General features: G+C 71.3%; 13 protein-coding genes. 6 read left to right on the top strand and 7 right to left on the bottom strand.

Translation table 11 applies throughout. From position 1 onward, the window contains the following. Window positions 1-66 precede the first annotated feature (66 nt). The 3 genes from AB0F98_RS14755 to AB0F98_RS14745 all read right to left on the bottom strand — a co-directional run bounded on the left by AB0F98_RS14755 (window position 67) and on the right by AB0F98_RS14745 (window position 2571). On the bottom strand, window positions 67-987 hold the full coding sequence (locus tag AB0F98_RS14755; RefSeq protein WP_357734348.1) for a hypothetical protein: 921 nt from the start codon (window positions 985-987) through the stop codon (window positions 67-69). Window positions 988-994: 7 nt separating this feature from the next. Continuing rightward, window positions 995-1324, bottom strand: a complete 330-nt coding sequence (locus tag AB0F98_RS14750) for a hypothetical protein (RefSeq protein ID WP_076467644.1) — start codon at window positions 1322-1324, stop codon at window positions 995-997. Window positions 1325-1614: 290 nt separating this feature from the next. Further along, window positions 1615-2571 carry a heme o synthase gene (locus AB0F98_RS14745; RefSeq protein WP_357734344.1) on the bottom strand — a complete coding sequence of 319 codons (957 nt, stop codon included), beginning with the start codon at window positions 2569-2571 and terminating at the stop codon, window positions 1615-1617. 264 nt (window positions 2572-2835) lie between these two features. Between AB0F98_RS14745 and tkt the strand changes: the two genes are divergently transcribed. The 6 genes from tkt to pgl all read left to right on the top strand — a co-directional run bounded on the left by tkt (window position 2836) and on the right by pgl (window position 11370). Next, complete coding sequence (tkt, locus tag AB0F98_RS14740; RefSeq protein ID WP_357734341.1) at window positions 2836-4971, top strand: transketolase; 2136 nt, start codon at window positions 2836-2838, stop codon at window positions 4969-4971. Between the two features lie 17 nt (window positions 4972-4988). Continuing rightward, window positions 4989-6167 (top strand): transaldolase, encoded by a 1179-nt coding sequence (gene tal / locus AB0F98_RS14735; RefSeq protein ID WP_357734338.1) that lies wholly within the window; start codon window positions 4989-4991, stop codon window positions 6165-6167. A 55-nt stretch (window positions 6168-6222) separates the two neighbouring features. Continuing rightward, window positions 6223-7872, top strand: a complete 1650-nt coding sequence (locus AB0F98_RS14730; protein WP_357734335.1) for a glucose-6-phosphate isomerase — start codon at window positions 6223-6225, stop codon at window positions 7870-7872. Between the two features lie 2 nt (window positions 7873-7874). Further along, a complete protein-coding gene (gene zwf / locus AB0F98_RS14725; RefSeq protein ID WP_357734741.1) occupies window positions 7875-9425 on the top strand; it encodes a glucose-6-phosphate dehydrogenase in 1551 nt (516 codons plus the stop codon). A gap of 88 nt (window positions 9426-9513) precedes the next feature. Then, window positions 9514-10527, top strand: coding sequence for a glucose-6-phosphate dehydrogenase assembly protein OpcA (locus tag AB0F98_RS14720; protein WP_357734332.1), 1014 nt, complete (start codon window positions 9514-9516; stop codon window positions 10525-10527). Window positions 10528-10599: 72 nt separating this feature from the next. Further along, on the top strand, window positions 10600-11370 hold the full coding sequence (pgl, locus tag AB0F98_RS14715) for a 6-phosphogluconolactonase (RefSeq protein WP_357734329.1): 771 nt from the start codon (window positions 10600-10602) through the stop codon (window positions 11368-11370). Between the two features lie 98 nt (window positions 11371-11468). Here pgl and AB0F98_RS14710 read toward each other — a convergent pair whose 3' ends face one another. The 4 genes from AB0F98_RS14710 to AB0F98_RS14695 form a co-directional block, all read right to left on the bottom strand. Next, window positions 11469-11810 carry an RNA polymerase-binding protein RbpA gene (locus AB0F98_RS14710; protein WP_357734326.1) on the bottom strand — a complete coding sequence of 114 codons (342 nt, stop codon included), beginning with the start codon at window positions 11808-11810 and terminating at the stop codon, window positions 11469-11471. A 130-nt stretch (window positions 11811-11940) separates the two neighbouring features. Beyond that, entirely contained in the window at window positions 11941-12201 is a 261-nt protein-coding gene (gene secG / locus AB0F98_RS14705) for a preprotein translocase subunit SecG (protein ID WP_076468253.1), read from the bottom strand. Between the two features lie 98 nt (window positions 12202-12299). Beyond that, window positions 12300-13091 carry a triose-phosphate isomerase gene (tpiA, locus tag AB0F98_RS14700; RefSeq protein WP_357734323.1) on the bottom strand — a complete coding sequence of 264 codons (792 nt, stop codon included), beginning with the start codon at window positions 13089-13091 and terminating at the stop codon, window positions 12300-12302. Continuing rightward, on the bottom strand, window positions 13091-14290 hold the full coding sequence (locus tag AB0F98_RS14695; RefSeq protein ID WP_357734320.1) for a phosphoglycerate kinase: 1200 nt from the start codon (window positions 14288-14290) through the stop codon (window positions 13091-13093). The genes tpiA and AB0F98_RS14695 overlap by 1 nt, the downstream gene beginning before the upstream one ends. Between the last annotated feature and the right edge of the window lie 14 nt (window positions 14291-14304).

The following is a 14304-nucleotide window of genomic DNA, read 5'->3' as shown; positions in this document are numbered from 1 at the left end:
TGCCCGCGTACGCGCCTCTTGTGCCATGCCACCACTGCATGATCGCCGAAATGGTGGACGAGGGGATCAGGTTTCGCTTACCAGCCGGGTGAGGATCGCGTCGGCGAGCCGGTCGGCGGCGCCGGCGCTGTGGCCGAGGAAGAGCGAGGGTTCGGTGAGTTCCAGCTCGACCAGGATCGGCCGGCCGTCCGGACCGGGGATCAGGTCGACCCGGGCGTAGAGCAGCCGGTCCGACCCGCCCGGCACCGCCGCGAGGGTCTTCGCGGCCACCGCCAACTGCTCCTCGGTCGCCGTACGAGCGGTGATCTCCTCCGGCCGGTAGAGCCCGTCGACCCCGAAGTCGGGTCCGGTCAGCATCGGGCCCTTGCGGATGGCGTGGCTGAACGCCAGCCCCTGCCGCCCGGCCAGGAAGAGCAGTGCGGTCTCGCCGGCGGTGTCGACCGCGCTGAGGTACGGCTGGACCATGGTCACCCGTCCGGCGGCCGACAGCCGCCGCACGTGCGCCACCGCGAGCTCGCGGTGCTCCGGGTCGGCCAGGTCGTACCGGCCGGTGTCCTGACTGCCCGCACTGACCGCAGGCTTGATCACGTACTCACCCGAGTCGGCGGGCGGCGTCCAGGACTCGCCCGGGCCGACCCACGCCGTCGGGACCGTCGGGACGCCCGCCGCCGACAGTTCGTCGAGGTAGCGCTTGTCGGTGTTCCAGCGCACCACGTCGGCGGGGTTCGCCAGCCGCGGCACGCGCTGCGCCCAGGCCACGAACTCGTCCCGGCGGGGCATGTAGTCCCAGGGCGAGCGGAGCACGGCGAGGTCGTACGCCGCCCAGTCGGCGGCCGGGTCGTCCCAGACGACGGCTTCGGCGCCGACGCCCCGGGCGGCCAACGGCGCGAGCACGAGCCGGTCGTCCGGGTCCAGGTCGGCGAGTTCGCCACAGGTTATGAGAGCGACCCGGGGTTTCCCCCGGGCCGGCTGGTGGTGGTTGTTCAACTCGTCCTCAACGGGCCATCGTGCGCCGGGCCATCGACCGCCAGAGGTCGTTGCTCGGCCGCATCTGGTCCATCAGTTCCCGCTCCCAGGCGTTCTCGACGGTGACTCCCGCCTTGGCGCACGCCTCACGCGCGGTGACCGTGTCGGTCGCCATCTGGTCGCCCCACTCGCCGTCCTCACCGACGAGGACGATGCGTGCACCGCGCTTGCCGACGTACTCGATGACGGCCTTCGCACCGCCGTGTCCGGCGGCGAACGACTTGATCCCCGCGACCAGACCGTTCGGGGCCTGATCGCTGTGCTCAGCCGTCAGCGTCGTATCGGAACCATCTGCCATGACGCGAAGCCTATGCAGGTTGCCACTGATACGGACGAGAACAGTGAAGCTTTTGTGATGCCTGTTACCTGGACGTTTAAGGAAGACCACAGGAGTTTTGCCCAGGTTTTTCAGCACTTTTCGCGGCATAGCGCTTCGACAAACCGCACGTGGTCCGGCGCAAGTTGAGTCGATCCGACTCATCCCGACAGACGACACGATGTAACGCTAAACCCGGACAACTCATCCATGATGATGATTTTTGTGGGCGCCTTCCCCACGGTTCGCCGCGCAGCAGGCCGCACCGGCCGTCAGAGCAGCGCGTCCAGCGCGACCGCGGCGAAGACGATGGTCAGGTACGTCGTCGACCAGTGGAACAGCCGCATCGGCTTGACCGCCTGGCCACTCGCCGCCCGACGGGCGAGCTTGTGCGCCTCGACCACGAGCACGCCGCCGACCACCAGCGTCGGTACGCCGTAGACGAAGCTCATGCCCAGCGGCCAGACCGCCAGCGACGTCAGCACGGTCAACCAGGTGAAGATCAGGATCTCGGCGTTGACCCGGCGGGTGGAGGCCACCACCGGCAGCATCGGGATCCCCGCGCGGGCGTAGTCGTCCTTGTACTTCATCGCCAGCGGGTAGAAGTGCGGCATCTGCCAGAAGAAGACCACCGCGAACAGACCCCAGGCGGCCGGCGAGAGCGAGCCGGTGACCGCGGCCCAGCCGATCAGCACCGGCGCCGCGCCGCAGGCGCCACCCCAGAAGGTGTTCGCCGCCGTCGTGCGCTTCAGCCAGAGCGTGTAGATCAAGTCGTAGTAGACGATCGCGGCCAGGGTGAGCCCCGCGGCCAGCAGGTTGGTGAACACGGCCATCAGCGCCACCGAGATCACTGCGAGCGTGAGGCCGAAGATGAGGGCGCTACGCGGCGAGACGGTGTGCGCGGGCAGCGGGCGGCGCTTCGTCCGCCGCATCAACTGGTCGATGTCCCGGTCGATGTAGCAGTTGATCACGCTGGCCGCGCCGGCCGCGAGCGAGCCACCGACCAGCACCACGGCGACCAGCCAGAGCGACGGCAGCCCGTCGGCGGCGAGCATCATCGCCGGCACCGTGGTCACCAGGAGCAGTTCCACGATCCGCGGCTTGGTCAGCGTCACGTACGCCCGAACGACCGCCCGGACGTCCCGCCGCGGCGCGACCGAGCCCTCCGCCGTCCGCACGGGCGGCTGCCCGGCGGAGTTGCTGACGGGGCGCTCGGTGATCATGCTCACGGATTGCCACCTTCCGGCGTCGGCGCGGGAGATTCGGATCGGCCGGGCCCAGATCGGGCCCCACACCGCCCACACACTACGCGCTGTCGTTTTGGCTGCCCGGCCGACCCGGCAACGGTGCGGGCCGTCACACGTTCTGACCTACCGCCGAATCCTCCGGAAGGAGTACCAAGGACCATGCAGTGATCCCCGGGCGGACGTTTAGGACGGCTCGATAGGGTCACCAATGAGGGTTCCGCCCATCTGCCGAGGAGCACAACCAACGTGGCTGCCAACCAATCCGAGACCGAACTCAACTGGTCTGACCTCGACCGCCGGGCCGTGGACACCGTACGCGTGCTCGCCATGGACGCCGTGGAGAAATCCGGTAACGGCCACCCCGGCACCGCGATGAGCCTCGCGCCCGCGGCGTACCTTCTCTTCAACCGCGTGATGCGGCACGACCCCGCCAACCCCGCCTGGCCCGGCCGGGACCGGTTCGTGCTCTCCGCGGGCCACTCGAGCCTGACGCTCTACATCCAGCTCTTCCTCTCGGGCTACCCGCTGAACCTCGAGGACCTGAAGTCGCTGCGCCAGTGGGGCTCGCTCACTCCGGGTCACCCGGAGCACGGGCACACCCCCGGTGTGGAGACCACCACCGGTCCGCTCGGCCAGGGCCTGGGCAACGCGGTCGGCATGGCGATGGCCGCCCGCCGCGAGCGTGGCCTGTTCGACCCCGAGGCCGAGGCGGGCGCCTCCGCGTTCGACCACCACATCTGGTGCATCGCCTCCGACGGTGACATCGAGGAGGGCATCAGCCACGAGGTCAGCGCCCTCGCCGGCCACCAGCAGCTGGGCAACCTCGTCGTCATCTACGACGACAACGAGATCTCCATCGAGGACGACACCCGGATCGCCAAGAGCGAGGACGTGGCAGCCCGCTACGAGGCGTACGGCTGGCACGTGCAGACCGTCGACTGGCGCCGCGGTGACGCCGACCAGGGCGACTACCACGAGGACGTCGAGGCGCTCCACCGGGCGCTGCTGGCCGCCAAGGCGGAGACCGGCCGTCCCTCGATCATCGCGCTGCGGACCATCATCGGCTGGCCCGCGCCGAACAAGCAGAACACCGGCAAGATCCATGGCTCGGCGCTCGGCGCCGACGAGGTGGCCGCCACCAAGAAGATCCTCGGGTTCGACCCGGCGCAGAGCTTCGCCGTCGACGAGGAGGTGCTCGCGCACGCCCGGCAGGTGCTCAACCGCGGCGAGCAGGCCCAGCAGCAGTGGAACACCACGTTCGGGAACTGGGCGAAGGCCAACCCGGAGCGCAAGGCGCTCTACGACCGGATGGCCGGACGGGTCCTGCCGGCGGGCTGGACGGACGCGCTGCCGGAGTTCCCGGCCGACGCCAAGGGCATCGCCACCCGGGCCGCCTCGTCCAAGGTGCTCGACGCGCTCGCCCCGGTCCTGCCCGAGCTCTGGGGCGGCTCGGCCGACCTGGCCGAGAGCAACAACACCACCATGAAGGGCGAGCCGTCGTTCATCCCGGCCTCGCACGCCACCAAGGCGTTCCCCGGCAACGAGTACGGTCGCACGCTGCACTTCGGCATCCGTGAGCACGCCATGGGCGCCATCCTCAACGGCATCACCCTGCACGGCGGCACCCGGCCCTACGGCGGCACGTTCCTGGTGTTCAGCGACTACATGCGGCCCTCGGTGCGGCTCGCCGCCCTGATGAAGCTGCCGGTGATCTACGTCTGGACGCACGACTCGATCGGCCTGGGCGAGGACGGCCCGACCCACCAGCCGGTGGAGCACCTGACCGCGCTGCGGGCCATCCCCGGCCTGGACGTCGTCCGCCCCGCGGACGCCAACGAGACCGCCTGGGCGTGGCGGACGGCCCTGGAGCACACCGACCGGCCGACCGCGCTCGCGCTGAGCCGGCAGGCGCTGCCGACGCTCGACCGCAGCACGCTGGGCAGCGCCGAGGGCGTGGCCCGTGGGGGGTACGTGCTGGCCGAGGCGTCCAACGCCCAGCCGCAGGTGATCATCGTCGGCACCGGCTCCGAGGTGCAGCTCTGCCTCACCGCCCGCGAGCGGCTGGAGGCCGACGGCACCCCCACCCGCGTCGTCTCGATGCCCTGCCAGGAGTGGTTCGCCGAGCAGGACGAGGCCTACCGGGAGTCGGTCCTGCCGCGCGGGGTAAAGGCACGGGTGAGCGTGGAGGCGGGCATCGCGATGTCCTGGCGGCACATCGTCGGCGACTGCGGCGAGAGCGTGAGCCTGGAGCACTACGGTGCCAGCGCGCCGCACACGGTGCTCTTCGAGCAGTTCGGGTTCACTCCCGACCGGATCGTGGCCGCCGCGCGGGCGGCGCTGACTCGGGTTGGCGACATCACCGGTTACACGACCGGCAACTGAAGGGGAGCGTGGACGAAATGACGGACAGACTGGGCGAGCTCAGCTCCGCCGGCGTGGCGATCTGGCTCGACGATCTCTCCCGGACTCGGCTTACCTCCGGCGGGCTGGAGCAGCTGCGCCAGGAGAAGCACGTGGCCGGGGTGACCACGAACCCGACGATCTTCGCGAAGGCGTTGAGTGACGCCAACGAGTACAACTGGCAGCTGCGGGACCTCGCCGTACGGGGTGTGGAGGTCGAAGAGGCCGTCCGCATGCTCACCACGTACGACGTACGGTGGGCCTGCGACGTGATGCGCCCCTCGTACGACAAGAGCGGCGGCGTCGACGGCCGGGTCTCCATCGAGGTCGACCCCCGGCTGGCGCACGAGACCGAGAAGACGGTCGCCGAGGCGAAGGCCCTCTGGTGGCTGGTCGACCGGCCGAACCTCTTCATCAAGATCCCGGCCACCGAGGCCGGCCTGCCGGCGATCACCGCGACGCTGGCGGAGGGGATCAGCGTCAACGTCACGCTGATCTTCGGCCTGGACCGCTACTCGCAGGTCATGGAGGCGTTCCTCGCCGGCCTCGAGCAGGCGAAGGCGAACGGGCACGACCTGTCCAAAATCGGTTCGGTCGCCTCGTTCTTCGTCTCCCGGGTCGACACCGAGGTGGACAAGCGGCTGGAGAAGATCGGCTCGGACACGGCGAAGGCGCTGCGCGGCAAGGCGGCCATCGCCAACGCCCAGCTGGCGTACGAGCGCTACAACGAGGTCTTCTCCTCCAAGCGGTGGCAGGCGCTCGCCGACGCCGGGGCGCACCCGCAGCGGCCGCTGTGGGCCTCCACCTCGACCAAGAACCCGGACTTCCGGGACGTCATCTACGTCGAGCAGCTGATCGCGCCCGGCACGGTCAACACCATGCCGGAGTCGGTCATCAAGGCGTACGCCGACCACGGCGAGACCCAGGCCGACACCATCACCGGCGCGTACGACGCGGCCCGCAAGGCCTTCTCCGACCTGGAGGCGGCCGGCGTGGACCTGACCGACGTGATCGCGGTGCTGGAGCGCGAGGGCGTGGAGAAGTTCGAGGCGAGCTGGCTGGAGCTGCTCGACGGCGTACGCAAGTCGCTGGAGTCCGCGGCGCAGGGTGTGGGCACCCCGGGCCGGGTCGCGCAGGGCAACGCCAAGGCGGCCGCCCAGGCGGGAGGCAACGCGTGAGCGAGCTCAGCGTGCGGAACCCTCGGGCCGCCACCGAACACAGCGAGGAGGCGGCATGAGCGACCTGTTCGCAACCCCGGCCGAGTCGGCCGCGGGACTCACCGTGCACGGGGCGGAGGCGGTCGACAAGGCCGCCCCGGCCTCGGCCCGCGACGCGCTGGTCAACGCCGGCGTCCCAGCCAAGCTGGCCGCCAAGGACCCGACCCTGTGGGGCCCGGACGCCGAGGCCGAGGCGAAGATCCGCCTCGGCTGGGTGGACACCCACCGGCGCAGCCGGGAACTGCTCCCCCAGCTCGCCGAGCTGAAGGCGGAGCTGGCCGACCTCGACCACGTGGTGCTCGCCGGCATGGGCGGCTCGTCACTGGCCCCCGAGGTGATCACCCGCACGCTCGGCCGGCCGTTGACCGTGCTGGACACCACCGACCCGGGCCAGGTACGCGCGGCCCTCGGTGACCGCCTCGAGCGCACCGTCGTCGTGGTGGCCAGCAAGTCCGGCTCGACCGTGGAGACCGACAGCCACCGCCGGGCGTACCTGCAGGCGTTCCTGGACGCCGGGATGACCGAGGCGGAGGCCGGACGGCACTTCGTCATCGTGACCGACCCCGGTTCGCCGCTCGAGGAGACCGCCGCCGCGATGGGCGCGTTCACCGTGCTCGCCGACCCGAACGTGGGTGGCCGCTACTCGGCGCTCACCGCGTTCGGGCTGGTCCCGTCGGCGCTGGCCGGCGTGGAGGTGTCCGAGCTGCTCGACCAGGCCGAAGCGCTGGCCGCCACGCTCACCGGCGACAAGGACAACCCGGCGCTGGCGCTGGGCGCCGCCCTCGGCGCCGCGGCCACCGACGGCCGGGACAAGGTCGCCCTGGTCTCCGACGGCACCGGCATCGACGGGCTCGGCGACTGGGCCGAGCAGCTGATCGCCGAATCCACCGGCAAGGCCGGAGTCGGCATCCTTCCGGTGGTGGTCGAGTCGCCGCAGAGCGCCGGCGCCAAGGGCCCGGACGTGCTGTCCGTGAGCTACGGCGGCGCACTGGCCGCGGGCGAGACGCCCGGCGGCGGGGGCGACCCGGACGTGACGATCAACGGCCCGCTCGGCGCGCAGTTCCTGGCCTGGGAATACGCCACCGCGGTCGCCGGCGTGGTGCTCGGGATCGACCCGTTCAACCAGCCGAACGTCACCGAGTCCAAGGAGAACACCAACAAGATCCTGGCCTCGGGGCTGCCGGCGGAGACGCCGTCGTTCACCGAGGGCGCGATCGAGGTGTACGCCCCGGCCGGCGCTCCGGGCGACCTGGCCGGCGTGCTGCGCTGGCTGCTCGACGGCCTCGGCGACGAGGGGTACCTCGCGGTGATGGCGTACCTCGACCGGTTCGCCGACGCGGACACGGCCCGGCTGCGCCCGCTGCTGGCCGAGGCGGCCGGACGACCGGTCACGTTCGGCTGGGGTCCCCGCTTCCTGCACTCCACCGGCCAGTACCACAAGGGCGGCCCGCAGGTCGGCAGCTACCTCCAGCTGACCGGCGCGGTGACCGAGGACCTGCCGGTGCCCGGCAAGCCGTACACCTTCGGTGAGCTGCAGGCGGCCCAGGCCGGCGGCGACCGGCAGGCGCTCGCCGGGCGGAACCGGCCGGTGCTCCGGCTGCACCTGACCGACCGGTCCGCTGGCGTGGCCCAGCTGCTCGATGCGGCCAGTGGGCTGCGGGCGTGAGGATGGACGACGTGGAACAGTCGGAGCGGAGAAGCGGCGTCAACCCGCTGCGCGACCCGCAGGACCGCCGGCTGCCGCGGATTCCCGAGCCGTGCGCGCTGGTGATCTTCGGGGTCACCGGCGACCTGGCCCGGAAGAAGCTGCTGCCGGCGGTCTACGACCTCGCCAACCGGGGGCTGCTGCCCCCGGGCTTCGTGGTGCTCGGCTTCGCCCGCCGCGACTGGGGTGACGGCGACTTCGAGACCCTCGCCTGCGAGGCGGCCCGCAAGCACGCGCGGACGCCCTGGCGGGACGAGGTCTGGGCGCGGCTCGCCGGCAACATCAAGTTCGTGGGCGGGTCGTTCGACGACGACGAGGCCTTCGACCAGCTGGCCGCCACTCTCGACGAGCTGCGGGAGACCCACGGCATCCCGGGCAACGCGGCCTTCTACTTCAGCATCCCCCCGGCCGCCTTCCCCGTGGTCCTCAAGCAGCTGGCCCGTACCGGCATGGCGGACAACGCCAAGTCGGGCGGCTGGCGCCGGGTGGTGGTCGAGAAGCCGTTCGGGCACGACCTGCCGTCGGCGAAGGCGCTCAACGACCTGGTGGACAACGTCTTCACCAGCAAGGACGTCTTCCGGATCGATCACTACCTGGGCAAGGAGACCGTCCAGAACATCCTCGCCCTGCGGTTCGCCAACAACCTGTTCGAGCCGCTGTGGAACTCCAAGTACGTCGACTCGGTGCAGATCACGATGGCCGAGGACGTCGGCATCGGCACCCGAGCCGGCTTCTACGACTCGGCCGGCGCGGCCCGCGACGTGTTCCAGAACCACCTCCTCCAGCTGCTCGCGCTGGTGGCGATGGAGGAGCCGACGAGCTTCGACCCGGACGAGATCCGCACCGAGAAGCTGAAGGTGCTCAAGGCGATCACGCTGCCGAAGGACGTGAGCAAGGGCACCGTCCGCGGCCAGTACCTGCCCGGCTGGGTGGGCGGCGAGCGGGCCGTCGGCTACCTCGACGAGGAGGGCGTCCCCGAGGACTCCACCACCGAGACGTACGTGGCGGTCCGGCTCGGCATCCAGAACCGGCGCTGGGCGGAGGTGCCCTTCTACATCCGGGCCGGCAAGCGCCTGCCCCGGCGGGTCACCGAGGTCGCCATCATGTTCAAGAAGGCGCCGCACCTGCCGTTCAACCCGACCGACGTGGAGTCGCTCGGCAACAACCAGCTCGTCATCCGGGTCCAGCCCGACGAAGGCGTGGTGCTGAAGTTCGGTTCCAAGGTGCCCGGCACCGCCATGGAGGTCCGCGACATCGCGATGGACTTCCAGTACGGCGAGGCGTTCACCGAGTCCAGCCCGGAGGCGTACGAGCGGCTGGTGCTGGACGTCCTCATCGGCGACCGGACGCTCTTCCCGGACGCGGCCGAGGTCGAGCAGAGCTGGCAGGTCGTCGACCCGCTGGAGCGGGCCTGGCAGGGCGTCAAGCCGGAGCCGTACCGGGCCGGCGAGTGGGGTCCCCGGGCCGCCGACGAGATGCTGGCCGGCGAGGGCCGCGCCTGGCGGCGGGCGTGAGCGGCGTGAGCGGACGAACGATTCGGCACAGCGGAGACGCGCTCGCGCCCCGGCGGAGCGGCGCGAGCGCGCGAAGCGGGAGGCTTCAGTGATCGGCCTGTGGGACACCACCGGCAACGAGGTGGTCAAGGCGCTCGCCGCGGAACGGCGCAGCGCGGGCGGTGTGGCCAGTGGGATGGCGCTCACGCTCATCGTCGTGGTGGACGAGAAGCGGGTACGCGAGGCGGAGGCTGCGGCCACCATCGCCGCCGCCGCCCACCCCTGCCGCCTGCTGGTGGTGGTCCGCTCCGAGATCGAGCGCGACCGCAACCGGCTGGACGCGGAGATCGTCGTGGGCGGCCGGCTCGGTCCCTGCGAGGCCGTGGTCATGCGGACGTACGGCCGACTGGCGCTACACGCCGAGTCGGTGGTCATGCCGCTGCTCGTGCCGGACGTGCCGGTGGTCACCTGGTGGCACGGCGAGCCGCCGGAGGAGATCGCCACCGACTTCCTCGGGGTGGTGGCCGACCGCCGGATCACCGACACAGCGCAGGCCAGGGACCCGATCGCGGCGCTGCGCCAGCGGGCCCACGACTACGCCCCGGGCGACACCGACCTGGCCTGGACCCGGATCACCCCGTGGCGCACGTTGGTCGCGGGCGCCTTCGACACCACCGAGGCGAGGGTCAGCGAGGCCCGGCTGGTGGCGCCGCGGCAGGACCCGACCGCGGCGTTGATGTGTGGCTGGCTGAGCAGCCGGCTCGGCATCAACCCGCGCTGGGAGCACACCGACGAGTTCCCCCGGATGCGGGAGGTGCAGCTGAGCTGCACCAACGGTGACGAGCTCACGCTCACCCGGGAGGACAGCGTCGCCACCTTCCGGCGTACCGGTCAGGACGACCGGCAGCTGCCGCTGGTCCGCCGCCCGCTCGGTGACGAGCTGGCCGAGGAGCTGCGCCGGCTCGACGCCGACCAGGTCTACGCGGAGGCGCTGAGCGCCATCTCGGGCGTCACCGGCCTGGAGCAGCGCCCGGCCACGCGGGTCCACGTGTGGAAGGACCCCGCCACGGCCGAGCGGGCGGAGGCGGGAGTCACCGCGCACGCCGGCACCAGCCAGCGGTGACGGTGGCCGTACCCGCCCGAGCAACGACGTACCGACCGCCAGACGGTCGGCTCGAACAGGAAAAGGCACAAGATGAGTGAGGCGAGTGTCGCCGTCCACGCCGACGCCGAGTTGCTGGCGCAGGCGGTGGCGGCACGCTTCGTGGTAAAGCTGCTCGACGCGCAGGCCGAACGGGGTCAGGCATCCGTGGTGCTGACCGGCGGCCGGATCGCGGCGGCCGTCTACCGGGCCGTGGCGACCCTGCCGGCGCGGGACGCGGTCGACTGGTCGCGGGTCGACGTCTGGTGGGGTGACGAGCGGTTCCTGCCCGCAGGCGACCCGGAGCGCAACGAGACCCAGGCCCGCGCGGCGCTGCTCGACGTGGTGCCGCTGGATCCGGCCCGGGTGCACCCGATGCCGGCGTCGGACGGCCCGGCCGGACCGGATCCCGAGGAGGCCGCCGCCCGGTACGCCGCCGAGCTGGCCGCGGCCGCGCGACCCGGTACCGCCGAGCTGCCCCACTTCGACGTGCTGATGCTCGGCGTCGGCGAGGACGGGCACATCGCCTCGGTCTTCCCCGAGCACCCGGTGCACTACGAGAGCCGACCGGTCAGCGCCGTGCGGGGCAGCCCGAAGCCACCGCCGGTGCGCACCACGCTCACCCTCCCGACGATCAACACCGCCGAGGAGGTCTGGCTGGTGGCCAGTGGCGGCGACAAGGCGCGGGCCGTCGGCATGGCCCTGGCGGGTGCCGGGCCGGTGCAGCTGCCCGCGGCCGGCGTACACGGCGTCAGCCGTACCCTCTGGCTGCTGGACCGGGCCGCGGCGGCCGACGTGCCCGCCCGCCTACGCAGCCTGCGCTGACCCGCCGCCCCCCGCACCACCTCGTTCACGGAAAGAGTGGCCATTCCCCGGAGAATGGCCACTCTTTCCGTGTTTCTGATCGAGAGGGGGCGCGGGGGTCATCGGCCGCGACGGCGGTGGAGAGCGGCGAGGGCCTCGGCGAGGATCGCCGCACCCTCCTCGTCGGTGCGCCGCTCCTTCACGTACGCCAGGTGCGTCTTGTGGGGCTCGGCACGCGACCGCCCGGGCGGGTTCTGCGCGTCCGGGCCGGCCGGGTGCCCGCACCGCCGGCAGTCCCACTGCGGCGGCGCGACGGCGTCCGCGGCGATCAGGATCTCCATCCAGTGGCCGTTGCGGCACCAGTAGGTGACCGCTCGGCGCGGAGCCGGCTCGTAACGCTGGGGCAGGCGCTCCGGGGCGGACCCGATCCGGGCACCCCGGATCACGTTGTGCTGGGACACGGCTGCTCGCTCCTGTCGTCGGAGGGGAACCGCCGCGAGGGGACGGCGGGCGACGCGGTGCAGCAAAAAGTTTGCGCGCGGCCCGTCGAGTGACGGACCGCGCGCAGATTGTACGACTCGAACCGGCCGATCAGGCCCCGCTGCTCATCTGCAGACGGAGCCAAAGGCCGAGCCCGACGATGCAGGCGAACCAGACGATGCCCACCAGGACGGTGTAGCGGTCGAGGTTCTTCTCCGCGACGGAGGAACCGGCGAGGCTGGAGCTGACACCCCCGCCGAACATGCTGGACAGCCCACCACCCTTACCTCGGTGCAGCAGAATCAGCATGGTGAGCAGGATGCTCGTGATGATCAGCAACACGATCAACGTGTATGCGAACCAGGTCGGCAGCATGGCTGGGGTCAGTCCTCTCGTAGCGATCCTCGCCCGGACAGGTCGGGCACGGCGGCACCGACCGGCGGACGGGCGGAGTCAAGGATAGCGAGCGATCAGCGAGCGATGTGTTCCGGGAACCGGCAGATCTGCGCGAATTCCTCGGCGTCCAAGCTCGCACCGCCCACCAGCCCGCCGTCCACGTCCGGTTGGGCCATGGTCGCTGCGACGTTCGCCGCCTTGACCGAGCCGCCGTAGAGTATCCGGACCTGCTCCGCGGTGCCCCGATCGTAGAGATCGGCCAGCCGATCACGGACCGCCCCGCACACCTCCTGGGCGTCCTCCGGCGTCGCGGTCTTGCCGGTGCCGATCGCCCAGACCGGCTCGTACGCCACGACGACCTTGGTGACCTGCTCGGCGCTGATGCCGGCGAGGGCACCCTCGAGCTGGTCCGAGCAGTGCGCCACGTGCCGCCCCTGCTCACGCACGTCCAGCCCCTCCCCCACACAGAGGATCGGGGTCAGTCCGTGGGTCAGCGCCGCCTTCACCTTGGCGTTGCACAGGGCGTCGCTCTCGTAGTGGTGGATCCGGCGCTCGGAGTGCCCGACCACCACGTACGTGCAGCCGAGCTTGGCCAGCATCGACCCGGAGATGTCGCCGGTGTACGCGCCCGAGGCGTGCGGCGACAGGTCCTGCGCGCCGTAACCGATCATCAGCTTGTCGCCCTCCACCGCGGTCTGCACGGTGCGCAGATCGGTGTACGGCGGCAGGACCACCACCTCGACGTCGGTGAGCTGCTTCTCGTTGAGGCTCGCCGCCAACTTCTGCACGAGCAGGTTCGCCTCGAAGTGGTTGAGGTTCATCTTCCAGTTGCCGGCCATCAGCGGCCGGCGAGTGGGGCCCGCCATCAGTTCTCCAGAGCAGCGATGCCGGGGAGGGTCTTGCCCTCCAGGTACTCCAGGGATGCCCCACCACCGGTGGAGATGTGCCCGAACGAGGACTCGTCCAGGCCGAGCGCCCGCACCGCCGCGGCGGAGTCGCCACCGCCGACGACCGTGAACGCCCCGGAACCGGCGATCGCCTCGGCCACGCCTCGCGTGCCGTGGGCGAACGGCGCCATCTCGAACACGCCCATCGGGCCGTTCCAGAAGATCGTCCGTGCGCCCTTGAGAGCGGCGGCGAACCCGGCCACGGTCTCCGGGCCGATGTCCAGACCCAGCCGGTGGCTCGGGATGCCGTCGGCACGGACCGTGTCGTGCGTGGCGTCCGGCGAGAACGCGTCGGCGGCCACCACGTCGACCGGGAGCAGGATCTTGCCCGGCGCACGCTCCATGAGGTTGCGGCAGGTCTCGACCATCTCCTCCTCGAGCAGCGAGGTGCCCACCTCGTGGCCCTGAGCCTTGAGGAAGGTGAAGCACATGCCGCCGCCGATGAGCAGCCGGTCGACCTTCGGCAGCAGGGCCTCGATCACCGCCAGCTTGTCGGAGACCTTCGAGCCGCCGAGCACCACCACGTACGGCCGCTCGGGCTCGCCGGTGAGCGTGGAGAGAACCTCCACCTCGCGCAGCACCAGCCGGCCGGCGAAGTGCGGCAGGCGGGCCGGCACGTCGTAGACGCTCGCGTGCTTGCGGTGCACCGCGCCGAACGCGTCGTCGACGTACGCCTCGCCGAACCCGGCGAGCTGGTCGGCGAAGGACGCCCGCTCCGCCTCGTCCTTGCTGGTCTCGCCGGCGTTGAAGCGCAGGTTCTCCAGCAGGGCGACCTCACCGTCACCGAGCGCCTCGACCGTGGAGCGGGCCGAGTCGCCGACGGTGTCGGTGGCGAAGTGCACCGGAGCGCCGAGCAGTTCGCCGAGCCGGTCGGCGACCGACCGCAGGCTGAACTGCGGGTCCGGCGCCCCCTTCGGACGGCCCAGGTGCGAGCAGACGGTCACCTTCGCACCGGCCCCGATCAGCGCGCTCAGGGTCGGCAGGACGGCGCGGATACGGCCGTCGTCCGTGATGGAACCGGTCTGCTTGTCGAGTGGGACGTTCAGGTCGGCGCGCACCAGGACGCGCCGACCCGAGACCCCCTCGGCGAGCAGGTCGTCGAGGGTTCGGATGCTCACAGAGCTAGTCCTCC

It is taken from the genome of Micromonospora sp. NPDC023737, assembly GCF_040639715.1.
Classification (GTDB): Bacteria; Actinomycetota; Actinomycetes; order Mycobacteriales; family Micromonosporaceae; genus Micromonospora.
Note: the sequence above shows the minus strand (reverse complement) of the source record. Positions and strands in the feature narration are given on the sequence as shown.